General features: G+C 55.3%; 17 protein-coding genes and 2 pseudogenes. 14 read left to right on the top strand and 5 right to left on the bottom strand.

From position 1 onward, the window contains the following. Window positions 1–606 precede the first annotated feature (606 nt). Both IVA82_RS25135 and IVA82_RS25130 read right to left on the bottom strand, forming a co-directional pair. Window positions 607–1573 (bottom strand): annotated as a pseudogene (locus IVA82_RS25135) (transposase). A 75-nt stretch (window positions 1574–1648) separates the two neighbouring features. Next, window positions 1649–2296 (bottom strand): hypothetical protein, encoded by a 648-nt coding sequence (locus tag IVA82_RS25130; protein WP_247493622.1) that lies wholly within the window; start codon window positions 2294–2296, stop codon window positions 1649–1651. Between the two features lie 149 nt (window positions 2297–2445). Here IVA82_RS25130 and ligD point away from each other — a divergent pair, with 149 nt between their 5' ends. The 4 genes from ligD (at window position 2446) to IVA82_RS25110 (ending at window position 4583) form a co-directional block, all read left to right on the top strand. Continuing rightward, window positions 2446–3357: a non-homologous end-joining DNA ligase gene (ligD, locus tag IVA82_RS25125; protein ID WP_247493621.1), complete on the top strand. Its 912-nt coding sequence runs from the start codon at window positions 2446–2448 to the stop codon at window positions 3355–3357. Continuing rightward, complete coding sequence (locus tag IVA82_RS25120; RefSeq protein WP_247493620.1) at window positions 3354–3665, top strand: hypothetical protein; 312 nt, start codon at window positions 3354–3356, stop codon at window positions 3663–3665. The genes ligD and IVA82_RS25120 overlap by 4 nt, the downstream gene beginning before the upstream one ends. After that, the gene (locus IVA82_RS25115) at window positions 3665–4030 is read left to right on the top strand and encodes a hypothetical protein (protein WP_247493619.1); all 366 of its coding nucleotides are present in this window, start codon (window positions 3665–3667) and stop codon (window positions 4028–4030) included. Before IVA82_RS25120 ends, IVA82_RS25115 begins: the two co-directional genes overlap by 1 nt. 70 nt (window positions 4031–4100) lie before the next feature. Next, window positions 4101–4583, top strand: a complete 483-nt coding sequence (locus IVA82_RS25110) for a DUF3833 family protein (RefSeq protein ID WP_247493618.1) — start codon at window positions 4101–4103, stop codon at window positions 4581–4583. Window positions 4584–4587: 4 nt separating this feature from the next. Here the strand turns inward: IVA82_RS25110 and IVA82_RS49075 are convergent. Then, a pseudogene (locus IVA82_RS49075) lies at window positions 4588–4988 on the bottom strand (site-specific integrase). Window positions 4989–5619: 631 nt separating this feature from the next. Between IVA82_RS49075 and IVA82_RS25095 the strand changes: the two are divergent. The 3 genes from IVA82_RS25095 to IVA82_RS25085 are packed head-to-tail and all read left to right on the top strand — an operon-like array spanning window position 5620 to window position 10101. After that, on the top strand, window positions 5620–8382 hold the full coding sequence (locus tag IVA82_RS25095; RefSeq protein WP_247493615.1) for a hypothetical protein: 2763 nt from the start codon (window positions 5620–5622) through the stop codon (window positions 8380–8382). Between the two features lie 37 nt (window positions 8383–8419). Continuing rightward, complete coding sequence (locus IVA82_RS25090; RefSeq protein ID WP_247493614.1) at window positions 8420–8818, top strand: hypothetical protein; 399 nt, start codon at window positions 8420–8422, stop codon at window positions 8816–8818. Continuing rightward, entirely contained in the window at window positions 8815–10101 is a 1287-nt protein-coding gene (locus IVA82_RS25085) for a hypothetical protein (RefSeq protein ID WP_247493613.1), read from the top strand. The genes IVA82_RS25090 and IVA82_RS25085 overlap by 4 nt, the downstream gene beginning before the upstream one ends. A gap of 298 nt (window positions 10102–10399) precedes the next feature. Here IVA82_RS25085 and IVA82_RS25080 read toward each other — a convergent pair whose 3' ends face one another. Both IVA82_RS25080 and IVA82_RS25075 read right to left on the bottom strand, forming a co-directional pair. Then, entirely contained in the window at window positions 10400–10876 is a 477-nt protein-coding gene (locus IVA82_RS25080; RefSeq protein ID WP_247493612.1) for a hypothetical protein, read from the bottom strand. A 34-nt stretch (window positions 10877–10910) separates the two neighbouring features. Beyond that, window positions 10911–11717: a hypothetical protein gene (locus IVA82_RS25075; protein ID WP_247493611.1), complete on the bottom strand. Its 807-nt coding sequence runs from the start codon at window positions 11715–11717 to the stop codon at window positions 10911–10913. Window positions 11718–11789: 72 nt separating this feature from the next. On the opposite strand from IVA82_RS25075, the gene IVA82_RS25070 reads away from it, so the two are divergent. The 7 genes from IVA82_RS25070 to IVA82_RS25040 all read left to right on the top strand — a co-directional run bounded on the left by IVA82_RS25070 (window position 11790) and on the right by IVA82_RS25040 (window position 20217). Then, window positions 11790–12455, top strand: coding sequence for a M28 family peptidase (locus IVA82_RS25070; RefSeq protein WP_346659682.1), 666 nt, complete (start codon window positions 11790–11792; stop codon window positions 12453–12455). Between the two features lie 345 nt (window positions 12456–12800). Next, window positions 12801–13271 carry a trypsin-like serine protease gene (locus IVA82_RS25065; protein ID WP_247493609.1) on the top strand — a complete coding sequence of 157 codons (471 nt, stop codon included), beginning with the start codon at window positions 12801–12803 and terminating at the stop codon, window positions 13269–13271. A gap of 171 nt (window positions 13272–13442) precedes the next feature. After that, complete coding sequence (locus IVA82_RS25060; RefSeq protein WP_247493608.1) at window positions 13443–16574, top strand: S8 family serine peptidase; 3132 nt, start codon at window positions 13443–13445, stop codon at window positions 16572–16574. 30 nt (window positions 16575–16604) lie between these two features. Continuing rightward, window positions 16605–17717: a serine protease gene (locus IVA82_RS25055; protein ID WP_247493607.1), complete on the top strand. Its 1113-nt coding sequence runs from the start codon at window positions 16605–16607 to the stop codon at window positions 17715–17717. A gap of 130 nt (window positions 17718–17847) precedes the next feature. Further along, complete coding sequence (locus tag IVA82_RS25050) at window positions 17848–18411, top strand: phosphoglycerate mutase family protein (protein ID WP_247493606.1); 564 nt, start codon at window positions 17848–17850, stop codon at window positions 18409–18411. 213 nt (window positions 18412–18624) lie between these two features. Further along, entirely contained in the window at window positions 18625–19620 is a 996-nt protein-coding gene (locus IVA82_RS25045) for a matrixin family metalloprotease (protein WP_247493605.1), read from the top strand. A gap of 84 nt (window positions 19621–19704) precedes the next feature. After that, window positions 19705–20217 carry a hypothetical protein gene (locus tag IVA82_RS25040; RefSeq protein ID WP_247493604.1) on the top strand — a complete coding sequence of 171 codons (513 nt, stop codon included), beginning with the start codon at window positions 19705–19707 and terminating at the stop codon, window positions 20215–20217. Window positions 20218–20975 lie beyond the last annotated feature (758 nt).

Below are 20975 nucleotides of genomic sequence, written 5' to 3'. Positions count from 1 at the left end.
CGGAACGGGCGGCCGCTACAAGCTGGCCACGGTGCATTGATTTTGCACCAGTGATCGCACCAGTTCATCCGGCCCAAGCTTTCTGCGCTTCGGGGTGTTCACCGGCTTCGGCCGGTGCCACCAGGATAAGTCAGAAAAGCTCGTGAAAAGCGACACTTCTTGGCTTGGTGTAAGGGTGTAGGGACAGTTTTTTTCTTTTACTTTATCCAGACCACAAACAGCCCTTACACCGAGTCACCGGACCACCGAGGTGACTGGTGGTCTGTTATCGCCCGTATTGGGCATATGCATCAACGTCTCCGGGCACTTTCGCGATTTGGGCCTCAAGCTCAGCTCTGATGAGATATAATTGATCGTTGGGCGACGATATCACTTTTGCCGTCCACGACACTGGGGTGGGTGCTATCACAATCGTGGCAGCTATGTCGTCAGTAAGCTTCTTAACGAGTGAAAGTGTTTGTTTTACTCGTAAGTCCATCGTTGTCGGTTTGCAGATGGTGAAGTGCGTCGCGTCAATGCCAACAGGTATAACTCCCGCGATTCCCAAATCAGGGGATGTCCCGATCGCTGTTGAACTACGTCGGGCCGACGTTGCCGGAATGAATGTTACGCGGCCCTCGTGACGTGGGCAACGGGGTTGGTCGTCATGCGATTGTGGCGAGCTTGAAGGGCCGCACGCAGAACCGACAATTGCTTATGCGCCTTCAATCGTCGGAAGCCCTTGTTGGCCTCGATCATGCCGGCCGCGACCCATCGCAAGGCCATACCGGCATCCCGCCAGCGTTTGACGTTGCGCGTGACGCGGCGAATGGTGCCCATCATGTTCTCGGCGATGTTGGTACAGGCGAGCGATCGACGAAGCTCCTTCGGCAGCTTCAACCGGACGACGGTCAGGATTTCGTCGAGGCCTTCGAGGATGCTGACCGCTACGCCGGGCCATTGCTGGTCGAGTCGACGCGCGAGATTGCGGATCAATTTTTCAGCCTTGTCGGCGTCGTCGAGCTCCCAGGCCTGGCGCAGCACCCGACGGGTGGCCGCATGATGCTCTTTCGGCAGGCGTTCCATGATGTTGCGCGCCTTGTGGATCTGGCAGCGCTGGATCGCAGCGGCCGAACCGAAGGTGCGGCGGATCGTTCGAAACTCCCGATCCGGGCGGTGCCGGCACGTCACCCTCGGGCAGCCGGACAGCGCGGCCGAACCGGCGCGTCGACACGTTGATCAGCATCAGGTTCATCGCCCAGCGACCGAGCCAGTCCTCCTGCGCCGCCGTTTCCCAGCTCGGGATCGTGACCTCGCGGCCGTCCACGTCCCGGACCCGCGGGCGCTCGACCTCGATCTTGCCGCCGTGGAAACCGATCCGTCCCCGCGTTCGGCCCCAACGGTGCGCCCGCCGCGCCGCATCGCGACCGTGGCGCGGCCCGCAGGCCGCCGTCACATCCGCCTCCATCATCGTGCCGAGCGCCTCGATCCCTGCCGCAAGGCAGAACCGATCGAAGCTCGCCCGCACTTCTGCATAGGCTTCGTCCACAGCCCCGGTCGCCGGCGAACCAGCCGGTGTGATATCTCTCGTCATGGCGTTGCTCTCCTTTGTGGAATCAGCACCCCGAGCCTACCGGCTCAAGGGGGCAACGCCGACCTCTTCAGAAATTCAACAGAACCCGGGACATCCCCCCAAATCAGCCGACGACTCATCTACAATAATCGCGCCGTGCGTCGGCAGAGTTTCGAAGTAAACCCTGAGCTTCCACTTCTCCGCGTTGTTTCGAAACCAATAGCTTAAGTTTTGCAAAGCAGGAGAACTGCGCCGCAATTCCTCTACGGCCGGCCCTGTTTTAAGTAGAGAAGCCAAACTGTCCACGAACGTCGCGACGCTTGAACCACTGTTTGGCGTGCCGAAGAAAACAATACCCGCAACTCGCTTGGTCAGACGACGATATTCGTGAGCAATGTCCTCGGCAGATCGCAACATTTGTTTCACAAGCAAACCGCCATAGCTATGACAGATGAATACTATCGGACGGTCCGCTGAAAGCTCCACGTCGAGCATTGCGAGTACGTTGGTGGCTCGCGTTAGCAAAGGCATTGCACCGCCTTGCCACTGGAAAGCGCTCAAACGATATTGAAGTGACCAAGCGTTTGCGCGTGGCAACTCCTGCTTAATCCATGTAGGCCATGAGTTCGCATCGGCTAAGCGCCATGTGTCGGTGGCGTCACCGTTGAGGCCGTGTACAAATACAATATCGATTAGGGCGTCTGGCGAATGAACCACCGCCAGCAATTCCGTTTCGATGGGCATTGAATGTGCTGCCTTTTGCTTGAAAGCCTGCAATCTGCGCGTAGTCGATCGCAGACGCAACCATCGAGACGCGTTCCCTGCCAATGGACTTTTAACCTTCGAATTGGCGAATGGAACAAATACCAATAGCCCCGCCTTGAATCGGCGGTATGCGTAAGAGTCTACCAATTGGCGTAAAAGCCCCGTTTCCGGGCTTCATTGAACCCGCATTGGCCACCCGGATGCATAGGGTGCCGCGCGGCGGTCGACGGATTCACGAAATTAAGTTCGATGGCTACCGCGTGCAGGTTCACATTGCTAACGCGGAAATCAAGGTTTTCACCCGACGCGCTCACGACTGGACGCGCCAGCTTCGCAAGGCCGCGAGTGACGCCTTCGAGATAAGAGCCGATTCGGCCATCATTGATGGCGAGGTCGTTACACCGTCTGCGAACGGCACGACTGACTTTTCCGTCCTGCAAAATGAACTGAACGGACGATCAACGAAGATCGTGTTGGTCGCCTTCGATCTTCCGTACTTCAACGGTCGCGATCTACGCGCGGTGCCGCTGTTCGAGCGGAAGGCGCAATTGCGTAAGATCATCGAGGGCACGGACATTCAGTTCAGCGAAAGCTTCGATATCGACGGCCAGGAAATGTTCAAGCACGCGTGCAAGACCGGCCTGGAGGGCGTCGTGTCCAAGGTGCGTGATGGTCGATACGTGAGCGGCCGAACGGGAAACTGGGCGAAGGTCACTTGTGCGCAGCGTGAGACATTGCCCATCGCCGGATTTGCGCTGGACGGCACGAAGTGGGATGGCCTGTACGTTGGCCGCCGCAAGGGCGAGGGCCTGATCTATGCGGGCAAGATTGATCACGGTTTTTCGCCAGCCGACGCGAAGGAGCTTCAGAAGAAACTCAAGCCGCTGATACGCAAGACACAAGCCTACACGAAGCGCATCGCGCATCGAGGCATTTGGGTTGAACCGCAATTGTTGGCCGAGGTCGAGTACAGGACCAAGGGCGCCGAAGGAAAATTGCGGCACCCGTTCTTCAAAGGATTGCGGGAGGATTTGGGATGACCGATGCGTTCGACCAATGGAGAGAATGGGCGGAAAATCCTCCGGGTGATCGGCGCACGATCCCGGCTGAACTGTACCACGCTGTGATGGACCTTCCGCCTGAGGATCGGTTTGACCGTGAAAAGGTCAACGAGGCGGCTCAACAACGACCAGCGTCTGTCTGGATTTACGAGGATGGTCATAAGCGCGCTGGCGATGTGGATTGGATAAAGGTCTTTGCCACGGAGGAGGCCGCAACCGCATGGCTTGCCAAAAACGATCCTGAAGGCGTGGCGTGGGCCTATCCGATTGAACGGGAGAGACAGTGATGACCAGCGTGTGGTTGTACGTCAGCGTTCCTACGGATTGCGTGAAGGTGTTCGCTTCCTATGACACCGCAACCGAGTGGCTGCGCGAGAACGATCCCGAAGGCATGGCAGTTGAGTACCCACTTGAGGACGAGAGTGCGCCATCAATCGTGCCGAAGCGATCTGACATTCAGACACTCGTAAGCGCGTTCTTGAAGGCGCGATCGATCTTGAGTGATTACTTGGTGCCGAACATGCCGCGAAGTGCCGGGGCGACAGTAGACGAGCTAATGGACGCGCTGACCAACAACGATGTCTTGGCGGCGCTTAGCCGGATCGAAGGGCGGCAGCGGTTCGGGTTGGTAGAGGTTGAGTACAATGGATGAACGGGAGAGACATCTAGGAACTTAGCCGGAGTTGGAATCGTTCTTTGGAGTCAGCACGTCGGAGCCACCCGTGGCGATTGATGTTTTCAAAGACACAAAGCCGCTCTTTCTTCCCGAGCGGTTCTTCGTCGGACGCTTTGAGGGCTGGGCGGTCTTGGAGAGTTTGGTCGGCGGACTTCTGAAGCGGGCGACGATTTCAGGCCATGGTGAATTCGAGCCAGACACGGAAACGGTTCTGTTCACCGAGGCTTACGCCTTCGATGACGGGCATTCGGACACGCTGCATTGGACGATACGAAAGGGTGATGCAGGCAAGTACACTGGATTGGAAAACCGGCTTGAAGGTGAAGCGATAGGTGAGCAAGCCGGTTGCGCGTTCCATTGGAGGTACACGCGCGACACACCGCAAGCTAACGGCAAATCGTTTAAGCTGAACTTCGACGATTGGTTCTACGCAATTGATGAGCGCGCCTGCATCGTTCGCGGCAGTGCCGGTCGTGCTGGCATTCCCTTTGCCACGGCGCACGTCACTTATCGAAAGCTCACCGACTAGATATTCAAGCGGCCAGCAGACTGTTCAGCTTCTTGAATACGACGGTCGAAGATGCGTGGGCGTATCTAAACAGCATCGTCACATCCCTATGACCGCTTATCGTCGCGACCTCCGGTATCGTTAGTCCCAGTTCGAAGAATCGACTGATTGCTTCGTGGCGGAGATCATGAAACCGCAAATCATCGATTTCGGCGCGGCCCACAAGGCGATCCCAAGCCAAATGTATTGCGTTGCCCGACATTGCAAACACGGGTCCATCCGTCTTCGAACGGCTGGGTAGGGCTTTGATTGCAGCGTGCGATAGGAGGATCGTTCTGGCATGACCATTCTTGTTGGAATGGCCAGCAGCCGCCTCTTAAGATCAAGGTCTTTCCACTGCACACTGGCGATTTCGCCTCTCCTCATACCGGTTGCCGGCAGCAGCTCAGGGAAGCAAGTTAATCACACTGATATGACCTTCACCATCAGGAACGGTGCGGTCCTACGGTTCAAGTCGGCCGAGAATCAGGACAACCTTTATGAGGAGGATGTCTGGGCCTGCGCGATGGTTGCTGCTTCTAAAGCCAGCGCTGTAGCTTGATATGCTTGGTCCTTATCGGAGCAGATCTTCCACTGATAAGCTTTGCTCGCTAACGGAGTCAGTTCTTGGACTGATAAGGTTTTTAACATAAGCTTATCAGTTGCTGTTGTTCGAATTCGGACAAGATCCGGTCAGCTCGTTAGTTGACAGCCCTCAGCGGTTCGTACTGGCCCGCGCCGTTCATCGAATGCCTAAGGTCCAGTACGCAAATTCTTTTGCGGCGCACGCGCGTACGCTCTTTGACCGGATGCGAGGGCGTGGGTTTGGGAATTGAACGAAAGTGCAACCCTGTGCAGAACCCCAGCAATAGGGGCCATGCTTGACAACCCACAAGCAAGTCCGTCAAGTAATCCGACCTTTGCGTGCACGGGACGACCAATATTGCCGAACGTCATACCAAAAAACGAGTTTGAACTCGCTCGGAGAATAACCACCGGATTTCTCCGAAGAAGGAGAATGCTCAAAGAGCTCACCAAAAAGCGGTCTGCGGCATCCGAGAAGCGGATGTCGCTGGACCGCTCGCGTGAATCGTCCGCGCCGGAGCTGATTGATTTGCGTGCGTTTTCTCAACGGTTCCTGCCGAGAAACGTGTCTCTATCGAATTATATCCGGTATATGAGGACGCTTCTGCCTGAAGCGTACCACGATCTGTTGCTCGGATACTTCTACGGTGGCGAGTACGTTCGCGATCCGGCAAGCCTAATCGAGTCGCCCTCGTTGAGCGATGAGCAGCTTTCGATTGTCTGCCAGACGCTGGTACAAAACGGCGTCGCGATCTCTGAATTCATTGACTCAAAGATTCATTCTGAACTCGCAAGCTTCGTTGAAGACATCAGAAAAACAGCGAGTAAGAGACTGGACAGCGCAGCGACTACTGGTTTCATTGAGTTCACAAACCTCATAAATGCAACGCGCCGCCGATCTCCCTCAGTCGTCCGGACGTTGGGCGAGTTCGAAAGCCTCGTTAGCTATGTAAAGACCGAACTTGTTCACGTCATCGGGCCCGACCTTTTTACAATACTGCAGCAACTTTGCGATCCCGATCATGCGATCACCGATCGTGACACCGTTCGGCAATTACAAATTTGTCGCTCGTGGGGCGTGGCCGACCTCTACGTTCAACTCCTAATTTTGAGAGCTACTCGAAATGTAGCCTTAGACGACCAGCCGCTGAAACTTGTGATCTCTCAAACGTTGGGTGAAGGTACTCCGAACGCTCTCGCGCCGACTACGCTTGCGATTTATGCCTCATGGACATCACCCGACGATGCATTGCCGGCTGATATCCTGGGGTCGCCTGCCACTGCTCTAAAGTTGGTTTGCGCCGTACGGAGGGAGCTTGCGGAAGGAAACGCCGAGAGGTTGGTCGATATTATTTTGGCGTTGTATGACATAGATCCAACGATGATGGAGTGGTTGGACTGGCGTAGCATCTATAGAACCATGCGCTTCTCGCTGAGGCTTGAGGGGCTGAAAATTGCGGCCATCCACTTTCTAATGGGGCAGCCTTTTGTTGCTCGCAAATTCAGAGTGGTAGCCATAGCTGAGGGGGATGGTGCGTTCGAAAGCTCTTTGAGGACTTCGATCTCTAGGCTTCGGACGTTAGACGCGTTGAGCGCTGAGCTTTCATCGCTCTCTTATCGATGCCGCAAATTGCTAATAAATGCGATACTAAGCCCTGACACAGCAGCGATGCTAACCGTCATACTGCAGCACGACCCCCGTTGGGCAAGGCAGCTCACTAAGGCTCGCTCCCTGGCCTACGACACGCGAGTAAGTGCATTGCGGCTTGACCTTGCGAACAGCTTTGCCAGAGCAGGGCTATTGGAGCGACGGCACGCGCAAATAATAATTGAGGAAGAACAATCTAGGCTGCGAGTTGCGTATCTTCAGGGGCGTCGACAAAATGGACTTGTTCACATCGATTGGTCGCGCATACTGGTTCGATTGAACAACGAGTTCTCGGCCCAAGTCGGATTTGTGAAGAAGCTGCTAAACGAGCAGAATTTAGATCAGCCAGCAGAATATCGGCAGAGCGTAGTTTCTGCGCTGGCCGAAGCTGTCACCGATTTCATCTTAATTGAGGGGCCAGACAATTTCAAAACCACTATCAGTGATTCGTTGCGGCATGGGCAGCTACCAAACCTATTTTTGACGGCGTTTGACCGCGCGATATCGCAGTCGACGGCGTCTGCTATAGACGGCTCATCACTCATGGCCGAGCTATCTACATTGGAGCCCTATTGCGAAACTTGGCTATTGCGTCTGCGCGCTGCGCAAGTCGAGACAATTAAGAGATTCAACAATGAGTGCCTCTCGGTTTCCAGTCCTTCACCCTTCAGGACGCAGGCAGAGGCCGAGGTTGCGAAATGCATTGACAATGCGCTGTCATCCTCCAGCGATGTCGTGGATCTCGGCCAATGTCTGAAGAGTATGAAGATCTTGCTTGAATCGTTCTTGCATGAAGCTGGTCAGCAATTAACGAAGCGTCTTAAGGAGTATAAAGAGCTCGCGGCGCAAATTACATCGGATGTTGATGAGGTCGTTCTGCCGACAAATCCGCCTCGTACGGTCGACGGATACCGTTTCCTTCACGCTTTGCGAGAGTCTCTCAACGAGGCGGAACAAGAATCGCTGCCTTGGCTGGCGCTCACCGAAGCCAAAGCGACTCCGGATGCCTTTCATCTTCGCGACCTAGTTCAACTATGCCTTCTCAATCACCGATCTGATTCACGGCAACCAACCGTTGAGGTCACAATTTCCGAACACCGAGTCGAGCAAGGTATCGTTATATTGCCTAATCCTAAGCCGATCTCAGGAAAGTATTTTCCGCTTTTTGAAAGCTTAACTAAGAATATTCTGCTGAACGCCTTCTCTCATAGCGGTCTGGGTCTGAGAACCAAGCTCGCCATCGAGCTCATTTTGGCTGACGCGCGTCTTACGATAAAGGCTAAGAGCACCATCAGTCCAGCAAAGTATCAAGCCCTTAGAGATCGCATAAACACGATCCAGGCGGAAGCCAATAAGGGAAATCTCTCTGCTGCCGGCGAGGACACCGGATCTGGATTGCAGAAAATGCGATGGATGATCAATCGCTATTTGAACGTTACACCAGCCCTTCGATTGTCTCTACTCTCGGACCCTTCGTCGTTCGAGCTTGCCATTGAAACGAAGCACAGTCATGTTGACATCATCAGTTCGGAAAGTCCTGGTAGTTGAGGATCAAAGAGAAAAGTCGCAAGCGATACGAGAATGTTTGTCTGAAGCAGACGAGCAGTTTGAGGTCGTTGAGACCGATACGATCGTGATCGCGGGGCATTTGTTGTCCTCAGGAGACGCTTGGTCAGGTATCGTGCTCGACCTCTCTTTTCGTCGGACGCAGCAGGTAGGGAGCCACCTCTCACGTCCATACTTGGCTGGTCTCGAAATACTGCAGCAGCTCAACGAAATGCGGTTGGCCTATCCAGTTATCGTTGCGACTCAGCATGATTCATTTGTGAGCACAAAATACGGCGACTTCAAATCAACCGAAGAGCTTATAGAAGTCTTGCAAGATGCATTCCCGGCCAATTTTCGTGAGTTGATCGAAGTAGATTTGGGGGGCTCTGATTGGCGAATGGCGTTGACCAGAGCCGTTAGGAGACACTTTAGATGAAGCAGAGATTATCGATACTTCTCGTTGATGATTTATCGAAGAAGCGGCAGGCTGTTGTTGGCAGTCTGCGATCGAAGCTTACAGACTTCGATGTTGTCTTCGAAGAGGCGGACCGGTACGAAACCGCGCGTGATCAACTCAAGTCTCGGAATTTCGACTTCGTCATACTGGACATCAAGATTCCAGCCGGTGAGGAGGAGGCTTCAGAGAAGTGGTCTCGGCAACTGCTTAGGGACATATTGGACGGCAGTTTGTGCTATCCGATGCATGTCTTTGGGTTGACGGCGCACAGCGATGTAGCCGATGCAGAAAAAAGCTTCTATGAAGCGAACATGTTCGGATTCTTCCTCTTCGACTGGGAATCCGACGAGTGGGCGGCTGCCATATCAGCGAAGATCGAGTACTTAGCACTCGCATTGCATAACGGTAGTGCTTACCGTTTCAATTCATTCGACTACGACCTTCTAATTGTGGTCGCGCGGCACAAAACTGAGTACGAACCTGTAAAGAATAGCTTTTTTGGCAAGAAAAAAGGAGCGGAGCATCCGCTGTGGCCTGACAGAAGCATTTTCGGGCAGATTAATCTGGGCGGCGGGATTCGCATACGTGTTGCGATTGTTTGTATCGGCGAGGCCGGATTGTCATCCGCAGCAGCGGTCGTGACGCAAGGCATGCAGATACTTCGCCCCCGCGTCATCGCCATGGTCGGAATGTGCGCGGGGTTTGAAGCGAAGGGCGTAAAGATCTTAGATGTATTAGTCGCCCGCGAATCGGCTTGCTGGCAAGAGGGCAAGTCGGTAGATAAGGACGGCGATGAGAAATTTGATTTAAGAGCAAAATCTCGCAATTGGTCGAGCGATTTGGGCGGGTTAGTTGCGCGCCGGGTCGAAGCTCAGGATCGTAGCTTGTTTGGCGTGTTAGAGGAGTTTTCGAGGCGGTCGGACTATTTGGCGGTGAAGGAGAGGTATGGCGATAAAGTAGCCCAAATACCCGCGATTAAGCCTGGTCTTGTTGTGAGTGGATCGGAGGTCGTTTCAAGTGAGGCGGTCGCGAAAGAGGTTCTTAGTCGGCATCCCGCTGCTCTGGGGCTAGAGATGGAGATCTTCGCTATTTACTCGGCGAATGAGCTCGCTCTGGGAAAGAGAGGCGAGTGTCTAGCCATCAAGGGCGTTGCTGATTTTGCTGATAAAGATAAGAGGGACGATACGCAGATTCTTGCTAGCGAGCTATCAGCGGAGGTTCTGAAGAAGTTGCTACATGGTTGGTTTTCGAAGGCGACCTAGTTCAGTTCTTTTTATGGGGCCAGTGGGGGCGAGCGGCAACTCATCGTCCGAAGGTGTCCGCCTCGGGGCGGTGTTTGGCGTCGGTCCGCCACGTTTAACATAGGACCCGAATAAGCTTTGTCGTTATTTGAGCCAGCCTTCAACTGATTAAGCTTTGGTCGCAGAGCTTATCAGTCGGCGATTCGATAGGTTCCTACGAGGGTTAATGTAGGTCTACCACGGCGGCGCGATCGATGGTGAAGAGCATGACGAGCCAAATGCAGCAATTGAGGTTGAATATAACGGACCCGCGTTCCAGCTATTGCTGTCCACGGCTACGGATGTCTGGTGGAGGGGGGTACAGCTGTATCGACGTCGAGTTTTGGCCTTTGCCCGGGGCCTGACTCTGACCAACGAAATTGTTAAACGTCTTGCGGGCGTCCTCGCAGGTTTGGCCTGTGGGACTCAATTCGCAAGACCAAATACCTCGGATCGTCGCGACCGCCTCCTCATCGGTCGGGCACTCGTTTTTGTCCGAGTCGCAAAAGCACCACGTGCGCAGCGTCATCGTGGATGCGACGTTGGAATTTGCAATCAATTTATTCTGCGTCGCTACGCAGCCCTGAAAGTTCGAAAATTCCAACTGTGAGGTGCTTTGCAACGACCATATGTGCTTGCCTTCATATTCGGGGCGGCACTTGACGATTGTCGCTAGTTGCTTGACGTCGCTGTGAGAAAGGCATTCCCTTTCGGCCTTGTTCGTTACATTGGCTGCCGGAGTAGTGAACAGCATCATGTACAAGATCCACTTCATGGCCGCCTTCCACCTGTTACTGTGCCTGCAGTCTGCGTATCGCCGTCTCAATGCCCTGTAGGTCTTGGCGGACCTCCGGTGCGACCACGAACACCCGCGAAGTAACCCGCTTCGTATATTGCTGACTATTCGGAAGGGAGGTGACCTCAAGAGTTTCCTTATCGGCAATTGGGACCATGCTAATGTTCAATTGCTCGTCGAGTGAATAGCTACCACCAAAACTCGCAAGATCGGTCCCCGCAGGAAACATGAAGGTATATGTCCCGTTTGCCGAGAATCGGATCGTGATTTCGCTGTTGTAATTTGGCTTGTCAGCCGAAAGCGAGGAGGCAACTAAAAGCGTTTCAGCTGACCGAAACAACCATCGGCCTACACCCAAATGCTGAGCCAGCACGTGGATTGACGGATAGTCAGGAGGACATATTAATGTCCTGTCCGTCATAAGTTTTCCTGAAACGAAGCTGTATGTTATCCCGCTACTCCGAATACCCTTGTCGTCAAGCTGAACGCCGGGCCCGTTGAGGGCCCAAGTCGTAAAGCGCAAAGGATTGTTTAGGGTTCGTCGTGTCAGACCGCCGCCCGCATTGAGATCGACTTCGGCTCTTGGCAGGAGCGTAATATTGACCTGCCACTGCTTTGCCTTGAAACGTTTGAATTCTGGTGTTGCATCAATGGCGATAAACGCGTCACGAAGCTCGCAGGCTGTTTGCGCGACGATCGCACGAACGGGAAGGGCGAAGTCGGGTGGGATTTCAGGAACTACTGCGCAAGCGCCCAAACAGGCAACAACCAATGGAGCAAAAACGCCACGGCACGCGGTCAAGGCAATCCCCTGTCACCTTACAGCTTTAAATAGCAGATCAGATGAGGTTCCCTCTGTCAACCGACCTGCGCTGTGGTAAGCCGATATGCTCCGAGTGCTGATGGAAAATCATTCAAGCCGAGGCGAACAATACAGTTCATGACTTATTCGGAGGAGATCGGTATCCGAGGGGCGGACGAACTTGAGGACCAATACAAGAGTGAAGGCAAGAACGTTATCGCCGTCTTGCAGATGGACATGTCTGGTTTCAAAGGCGCCGAGCAAGACATTTATCTGATCTACGATCTTGTCAGTCTTGAGCTCAACGCTTTTCTGGGGAAGTCGCTGCAGGAATACAACCTTACTGGGGTTCACCAGATCACGCGCGCCGAAACACATGCGGCTACGCGCGCTCGGATCATCAGTCGTGGACCCGGAACGGCGGGCATGCCGCCCTTCCGTTCGAGGCAGCGTTCTCGGACTAGAATCGTGCAATCCACGGCACGCAGGATACGGTCGTTGTGTTGGACCCCGATGGGCGCCCACCACGCGCGCTTCGCGAAACTCGGAATTGCGTTTCTTATCGAAGCGGCAAAGAGTGCCGATGGTGCGTCTGCGCAGCCTGGTGAAAAAAGAGCAGTCTTGCTTTATCTGGCGCTCAGAGGTTGCCGCAAGGGAAGATGCTTGTCCTGGAGCCGCTGTTCCGGACAAGCGTCGCGGTTGAACTTCGTCCCAGGCTGCCACGTTTATCGCCTTTGAGGGCAGTCGCCTTGCTGCGGCGCAAACCAACCGAAGCCCCGAGTTGCGACGGGCGCGGCCATCGCAAAAGATTGGCGTACTGACGCGTTGAGGCGGCTCGTGCTTGCCGTAAGGATCACGCTCCTATCCATCGTGGCCATAGTGAAACCGCACGCCATGCTGGAGGAGTTCAGGCCTGAAGTCTTGCGTTCACCCAAAAGTCGTGAGCTATCCGTTAGGCGCTTTCTGGTTGTAAGATTACCGAAGGCGCGCTAGCTAGCTCTCTCCATCTGCACCTTGCTGCGATCCAGCAAAATCACGATGCAAGGCGTAAAGGTGCAAGTCTCAGGCAATAAGATAAGATCCATGCTTCGTGGGATTACGAGATTCATTGCCTGCATTTCTCTGCTTCTGCTGGCTGTGCTTATCGCCGATGCCAGCCACGCCAAAATAATTGGCCAGGATGATGCGGTCCCAGTCGCTTCCCTGATCGCGACCAATCCGGTCCGACAAGCTGGCCAGCCAGTCGGTTTACTGCGTTCTGAACGATCTGACGGCTTCAAAGCGATCTGTACTGCGTTCATCATTTCTGATCGACACATCCTGACTGCATTTCACTGTGCGGCTGACATGCAAAATGCGACGGCTGTTTTTGGCCAAAGGGAGCCGGAGCGTGTCAGCTTCACTGTCCAGACACCCCCGGTCGAGATCAATGAAAACCTCGGTTATGCCATCTTGGAAGTCGAGGGGGCGCCATCCTGGAAAGTCGGCGCCGCCAAGCTATTGTCATTCCGTCCACGGTGGCCGGTAACTCCAGCTCTTTGGCGCGGCCAATGATGTCGACGTCGCGAGTCCCACGAGGGCCAAAAGCACTTTATGGTTGTAAGATGTTCGAAGACGTCTTATTGTAAGCGATTATTTCTTGTAAGCCATTATTTCAAGTCGGCGCCGCTGCTGTTGTTCGCGGCGCGAATATCGGCGGATGTTGCAGATGCACGGTGCAATCACATGACACGTGTCATTCTGAAATTCATTGCTCGATTTGCCTTACCAGTACTTGTTGTGCTCGCTGCAAGCACTGCGCACGCCGCAACAATCGGCGTCGATGACTCCGTGCCGGTCGCTTCTCTGGCGCCGAACGATCCAATTCGGCAAGCCGCGCAAGCTGTCGGACTGTTGCGTTCCGTGCTGCCGGACGGAACCGCGCAGATCTGCACGGCCGTGATCATTTCCGATCGCCAAATCCTGACTGCGGCGCATTGCGCCTTCGGTGCCGAAAATCTGACGGTCGTTTTCGGCCCGACAGAACAGGAGCGGAAGTCGTTCCGCGTGCAGAGCTCTCCGTCCCAAATCGACAAGGAGCGGGGTTATGCCGTCTTCGGCGTGGAAGGGACTCCGTCTCAAACATTCGGCACCGCGAAGCTGTTGCTTCGCATCCCACTCAAGGGCGAAAGCGCATTCTTTGTCGGCATGAATGAGAAAGCTGAGTTGCAGACAGCCACAAATTGTTCGGTGCTTGGCACTAATAGTCTGGGCACGATTCTCCACGATTGCGATACGACGGCCGGCAGCAGTGGTGGATTGCTCTACTCGGTCAGGGACCTTGCCATTCTCGGTCTTCACATCGGGTCAGACGGTCGAACCAACCAAGCATCACCCATGTATCTGATCGCTTTGTCAAGTGATCTGATCCGTGAAAGCGCGGCTCGTGCCGAAGACGCGGCTGCGCGTGAAGCTGCTGCGCGTGACGCTGCTGCTCGTCAAATTGCGGCTGCTACGGCTGCCCGCGAGACTGCCCCCGTCAAGCCGCCGATCATCGATTTTCGAACGATTGGCAACAAGCCTGACGAGATAGCCTCCGATTTCAAGCGCTTGTACGTTTCGCTCTTCAATGAAGGCCGGCTCCCCCTGAAGCGCTATCAGGTCATCGGCTTCGCCAACATTGAGGAGGTATTTCGAACTAATGAGCTGTTCCATGGCTCTCCGTTCCCGCTGGAACTTGATAGTATTGCGTGTGACCTCAATCCGGATGTTTGCGACCGTGAAAGGATCGAGTCCACCTCCGAGGAACAACGGTCGGGCGCCTACATTCGCGACGTGATACCGGATTCCAAAAGGCCGAGCGGAAAGTCGAGGCCTTCCGTCGGCAAGTGGAACGTCGGGCCTTCTGCCTCTCTCTGGCTTCCGAGTATCCGGGTCGAGCGGGATCGGGACTGGGTGGTTTATCGCAAGCGAGCCGGCCAGGAGATCAGCGACATCGTGACCCGTGAGTTTGGTGCGTGCGATCGATACGACGATCAATGCAGAAAGCTGATACTCGGAATGAATCGCAATCAAGGCGAGAAGCTCAAGCGCGATTATGCGGGCGCGGTTCTGCTTCCGAAGGCGTCCTTCATCGCGCGAAGTATCGATATCTCAACCGCTTCGGAAAAAGGCACCGGCCATCCCACAGTCGAGATAACGCCGACATCGTCAGAACAGAGCGGCCAGCTTGTTCTGCAGACGGGAGAAGTATCCGCCACAACGTCGCAGCCGACAGAGACTGAATATCGGGTTCAGACACCCGCTCAAGCCAGTACTATTCCAGGCTTGGACGCTGTCTTTAAATCGCTCGGCACGACAGCATCCGGCTCGGCTCGTCTTGTGCCGAACGCGCTGGCACCGGAATGGGACACCAATTGCAAAGGAAGCGAGACCTCTCCTTGCGAAGTAGATCCATCAGAGCTGTCGAAATTCCAGAAACGACTTCTCGATGGGCTGTCCTTTCCTTATCGAACTCTTTCAGACTACCCCGACGCCATAAAAGGTGGACGCATCGGTATCATCGATACGGATCTCGACCTTGCGCATTGTGCGTTTGATGAACTGAAGGCAGCAAACCGCCTGAAGCCGATCGGAATCGATATCCCGGCTCCGGCGGCAATGGCTCTGGGTTTCATGCCCTGCAAGTGGTTGAAGCCCTCCAAACAGATCAGCGCTGGCAATCATGGGACACATGTCACTAGCCTGATGGTCGGCAAGGTCGGAGATCGATTGTGGGGAATCAATCCGTTCGCAACGCTCTATGCCGGAGAGATCAAACAAACAACGATCGGTCAGCAGGTACAAGTGTCGAGTTTGGATCTGAGCGCCCTGTTGCGGAAGATGCTTGAGGCGGCCGGCACGCAGGGCGGCTTGGATGTTGTCAACATCAGCATGTTTTATCCGAGGGAAACAGCTGATGGATCCAGTGGATCGAGTTCGGTGGGAACGGGGAGTCGCCCGCTGGGTGATCCGGTCCTCGACGTGATACGCCGTGCCGGTTCTTTAACGCTGTTCGTCATTGCGGCGGGCAATGATGGGGAGGACTTTACAGCCATCTGCGACATGAGGCCTGCCTGCCTTGATCTTCCGAATGTCATTTCTGTTGCTGCGCTGGACCGCGCGTCCGACACCGACCTTCTCACGATTGGCGGAGGTGTAGGGAGCAATTACGGCCGGCGGGTTCACGTAGCTGCTCCAGGAGCCGAAATTCTGGGGTCGGTGAAGGGCAATTATCTAGGACTGCTTAGCGGCACGTCCCAGGCCGCGCCGCAGGTCGCCGCAATCGCTTCGATGCTGCGGGCCATGAAACCAAGAGCCGTTCCGGCCGATATCAAGGAGCGGTTCATCACCTGCTCAAAACCAATGCCGTCACCAGTGACGCCGCCCGCAGGCACCAGCGACGAGGATGCGAACGTCATCTTCGGAGGCAAAATCGATCCCGTCTGCACCCTTATTCCTGACGGTGACGGATTGCTGCAGGACAAGGGCGGAAGGCGGTACCGTGTCAGAAACGTTGTAAATTCGGACGACGCCGATTTGGAATTCCAACCTGCCAATTCCGAGTACACATACAGCATCGTGGTCCCGCCAAGGCAACTGAGAGGGCTGCGTGTGAATGCCAGTCAAGCTGATCTCACCATCTTTCACAAACGATCACCGGAAAATAGCAGCGCGCCGCTGTCGAAGGATGGGCGCGTGATTGCCAAGTATGGGACGCTCAGACTGGATGTCATGGAAGAGCTCGCCGGTGGTGGTCTTGGGACGTTGGAGCGCGGGCGCGCGTTTCCGGTCAAAGACGTTGTTCGATACGTGGCTCCCATGATGAAGCGGGTGTAACGCCGCGTGCCAATGCGAAGGGAGACGTCGATGGCATGGAGAGTGGGCTGTGTCACCGCCATCTTGACGGCGATGCTTCATTTTCAGGTCACCGCCCAAGCCTTCGATGAGGGGCGCGCGCCGCTGATCGACGGCCAGCTACAAGACGTCAAACAGGAGCTTTCGTCCTCGGACGCATCGCCAGACGGCAGAGTTGCCGTCATACATGGGCGTGCAACGGCGAGGACCATCAAGCTTCGCTTGGAAAATGCCGGGGGATCGTCGCCCGGCGTTGCCGTGATCGTTCGAGACGCCGGAAACAGCGAGGTGGCGCGGTATTCTACGGAGAAACTGGCTGAAGAGCGTTTTGTGTGGACGCCGGAAATCAGGGGGAATTCGGCATTGGTCGAAGTGACGGGATCGACACCGGCCGGAGCCGAATTCCGCGTCCTGATTGCTGCTGTTGCGTCTCACGTTCCGCCGTCAAAACCGACGCTCAATATTGTCAGGGACTTCGACCTGGAGAACATCGAATACATTCGCGCAAATCAGCCTGAAATTTTCGTTGCTAGTCGTCCTGTAGCAAAGATTTCATTTGTGAGCAGCGAGGGGCCCGCAGCTTGTACGGGGTTTATGGTGAGCGACGATCAGATGCTCACCAACCATCACTGCATCAATAGCGATGCGATCTGCAAATCAGCGGACGTGATCTTCGGCTTCAACAAATCCGAGTCTCCCCTCGGGGACGAGATGCAGAAATGCCTGCGGCTCGTCGACAAGGACGAAGACCTTGACGCGGCCCTGATAGAGGTTGCCGGTTCGCCGGGCAAACGATGGGGCTCTCTTGCGTTCAGCGGCGCCATTCCAATTCTCAACGAGCCGGCTGTCGTGGTCCAGCACCCCGCAGGCTTTCCCAAATTTGTTTCACGCATAGACTGCGTCGTATCAACAATGCCGGCAGACGGAGTGAAGGTGGGCAAGGAAAGCGACTTCGGTCACTCGTGCGACACCATGGATGGCAGCTCCGGATCTCCAGTGCTCAGGCGGGCCGATCTGAAGGTGATGGGCCTCCATCACTGGGGGTTTGTCGATCACGGGGGAAAGTGGAGTCAGGAGAACCGGGCCGTGCAACTACGCTTCATCAAGGAAAGATTTGGTCTTTAGTTGGCCGAAATCGATGCGCCTGGGACCGATTTGCGGCGAAGTCTTCAGCGGGGCGCCGTGACGAGGAGAAGCGGGCAGGTGCTCCGAGAGAGCAGCGCGCCGGAGAGACAATGTGAAGCGAAGCATGCGCGTGAAGTTTTTCATTGTTTCGGCAGCAGCCAAGCTCTTGGTCGCATTTGTATCGCCCGCGCTCGCGCAAGCGTCGACGGACCTCGTTCCGTTGGTCATTCTCGTCCGGCACGCGGAAAAAGCCTGTACGAATTCAGACGATCCACCATTGTCGCAAGCCGGTAAGAAACGCGCAGAGGCTCTTGCGGCTGCGCTCGCCAGCGCCGGAGTGAGGCGTGTGATCGCGACGGATTTTCGGCGTACGAACGAAACCGCGGGACCTTTGGCGCAAGCGCTTGCGCTTCAACCCGTTGTCATAAATTTGAAGAACGGCCCGACCGATCTGCCTGCTCATATCTGGCGGGTTGTGGATGCCGCCCGCGCATCGAACGATGGTGCTGTGCTCATTGTGGGTCATACGGTCACAATTCCGGGCATTATTACTGGTCTAGGCGGACCTGAGATGGGAGAGATTTCGGAGTCCGAGTATTCCAACCTGTTTGTCCTGGTTGGAGGCCCAAAGATACGGGTGGTTCGGTCTCACTACGGAGCGCTCGATCACAACTCGCGGCCGGACTGCAATTGAGCACTGCTTTGTCGTCTGACGGGCGGTCATATCTAGCAGCCATTGGCGCCCGGGCTTGGACGGGGGTGAGCGCGTCTTTGTGGGCTTGCCGTGCGTGTTGCGCTGCGGGGGCAACATGCGACGACCGCGCGCTGGCAGAACCTCAGTATTGTGATATGATCATTAAGGTTGTCGTTGACCAGTTTTACGACCTTAATCTTAGAGGAGTAGACCATGGTTGTTGGATTTTGTTTTTCATCAGTATTGCCCCAACGAGTTCGCTGGCCGCTAACCGGTACGGCCTTGGCTTTGGCCGTTTCGATGGTTGCTGGTTCCAATGTTCTTGCGCAGGACAGCAAGCCGCCGTTCAGCCCCGACGAAGGCAAGCTCTTTTTGCGCAGTGCCGCCGAAAAGGCGAGAGTGAAGCAGAAGGAGGCCGCCAAGACGTTTGAGGAATTCAAGAAATCGGTCACCAAGGAGCCGTTTCAAAACGGGAAGTACATTGTGAACGGGGACACGCCCATTACCACCGACAAAGGGCTCGAAGAGTTCTACAAGCAGAACGTAGAGGTCGCAGGACATGCGACCACTGAGTTTGCGGTCATGAGTATACTGGGAGTGGACATCGTTTGGAAATCGGCAGATAAGAAAGCACTCACATACTGCGTGAACAATGCTGCGGCGGATTCGGGTGGATTCGGAAACCGCTATAACACCGTTGTGAGCGCCATGGCCGATGCGACGCGAGCTTGGGAAGCAGTTGCCGACATCAAGTATGTGCACGTAAATGCAGAGGATTCAAACTGCACGCCGGCCAACTCAAACGTCAAATTTGATGTCAGGCCGGTCAATCTCAACCAATATTTGGCGCGCGCATTTTTCCCGAACGATGACCGCGTGACGAGCAATGTCCTCATTGATAACTCAGCATTCGAGATTCCGGCTGGGGGGAAGCTCTCGCTGACGGGCATTCTCCGGCATGAGCTCGGACATACGTTGGGCGCACGACATGAACAAACCCGACCAGAGTCGGGAACTTGTTTTGAGGACAACGATTGGAGAGGTGTGACCGACTATGATGCCTTCTCGGTCATGCATTATCCTCAGTGTAACGGAAAGGGCGATTGGTCGCTGATATTGACCGCCCAGGACAAGAATGGAATCGCCTGCCTGTACGGGCCGGCAGCCGGATTCACGATTGACACGACTATCTGCAAACCGAAGCAGTGATCCAGTAACCTGACGAATGATGCCGTTAGCAGCCTTGGTCATTGCCTGGGCTGCTGACGGCTGAGGCCTACCCAAGGTACCACTATGAAGATGGCGTCTTTGCTGCTCTCGGGACTTGTTAGTTTATCGTTCCCCTGGCAACTCGTCTGCGCTTACCAGACAGTCGAGACTGCACAGCTACGCAAGACCCTGGATTTGACTGAACCGCGGGATCAGGCAAACAATCGCGCCGCGAACTTTGCGGTTATCCACGGCGGATGGATTATGCGTACAGCTGGATCTGCTGACTCGGGTCGTGACACCGGTCCGCCGGACGCCGTTCTCGAGCTTCAGAGCTTTGCCTTTTACGCGTTATCTCGGGGCAAAGGCCTGTCCGAGGAGGGCCGACAGGTGGTCGAAGACTTTCGTGAACTCCTGCGTGGAATGAAGGCGGAAGGTCAGGTTCTCGAAGTGTCGGACTCCAGAATCGGCCTCGAGGGCGAAACGAGGATATGCGCCAAATTCGCGAGTTCAGATCTGGCGGGGAAGGCGTGGATGCAAATGCAGCGCCTTTCAGCCGGTGTGGATCTCGTGCAGCTAAAGCCAGAGAAGTGCTGAGTACTGTCTCACCTGCCGGGGAGATATGAATTTGGCTGTGGATGTTATATGGCGCGTTCCTGGCAAGTGCGTGGCTCAGCCCAGCAGAGCACTGCTGTCGCGGATGGATCGCTTCGCCTCGATATCGCAACAGACCGAAGTTTGTGGTGACCGCGGCTGCCTTGCTGCCGCGACGGCTCGCAATGTCTCAATCCGAGTACGGCTTGTCGTCGGATGCCTGGGACGGGTTTCCAAGGTCTCGAAATGAACTTCTGAAATTTATCTGCGACCGCGAAGTCGAGGGGCTGGTCTTTCTTCCGGCGATGAGCACATCAGCAGCATCACGATGGCGCGCGTAGTTTGCGAAGATACCGGCAGGAAATGCGTCTTCCACTCCATTCACAGCTCCGGTCTTTTTTCACGCTATACTTTCGCGAATGGAGTCGGCCAATGACTTCATAGAAGCCGATTCATTCGCATTCTCTGCCGGGTCGGCCAGCCCTTACCGCATTGACGTCGAGACGCGATTTTTTCCCGGGCGACGGTTTCGCATTGCTCTCGGTTCAAAAGGACCGGTCCGGATGGGATCTGGATGTGCGCTTCAATCGTGAAGCGTAAGCGTGGTGCTGAGGCCCTTCAGATTGTTTGTGCGCAGTCTTGTGAGCGCCGCTAGGAGCCTATCTGTTTAGTCGCGGTGTGGCCGCGACGATAACATGACGGCGCTCATCCGGCAGCCAGCGCGAGCTTTCGGAGGTTGTGGGCGGTGCAGATCATCGCCC

The sequence above is a fragment of the Bradyrhizobium sp. 142 genome (genome assembly GCF_023074015.1).
Taxonomy (GTDB): Bacteria; Pseudomonadota; Alphaproteobacteria; order Rhizobiales; family Xanthobacteraceae; genus Bradyrhizobium.
The sequence above is the reverse complement of the archived record's forward strand: the minus strand, read 5'-3'. Positions and strand labels throughout refer to the sequence as shown.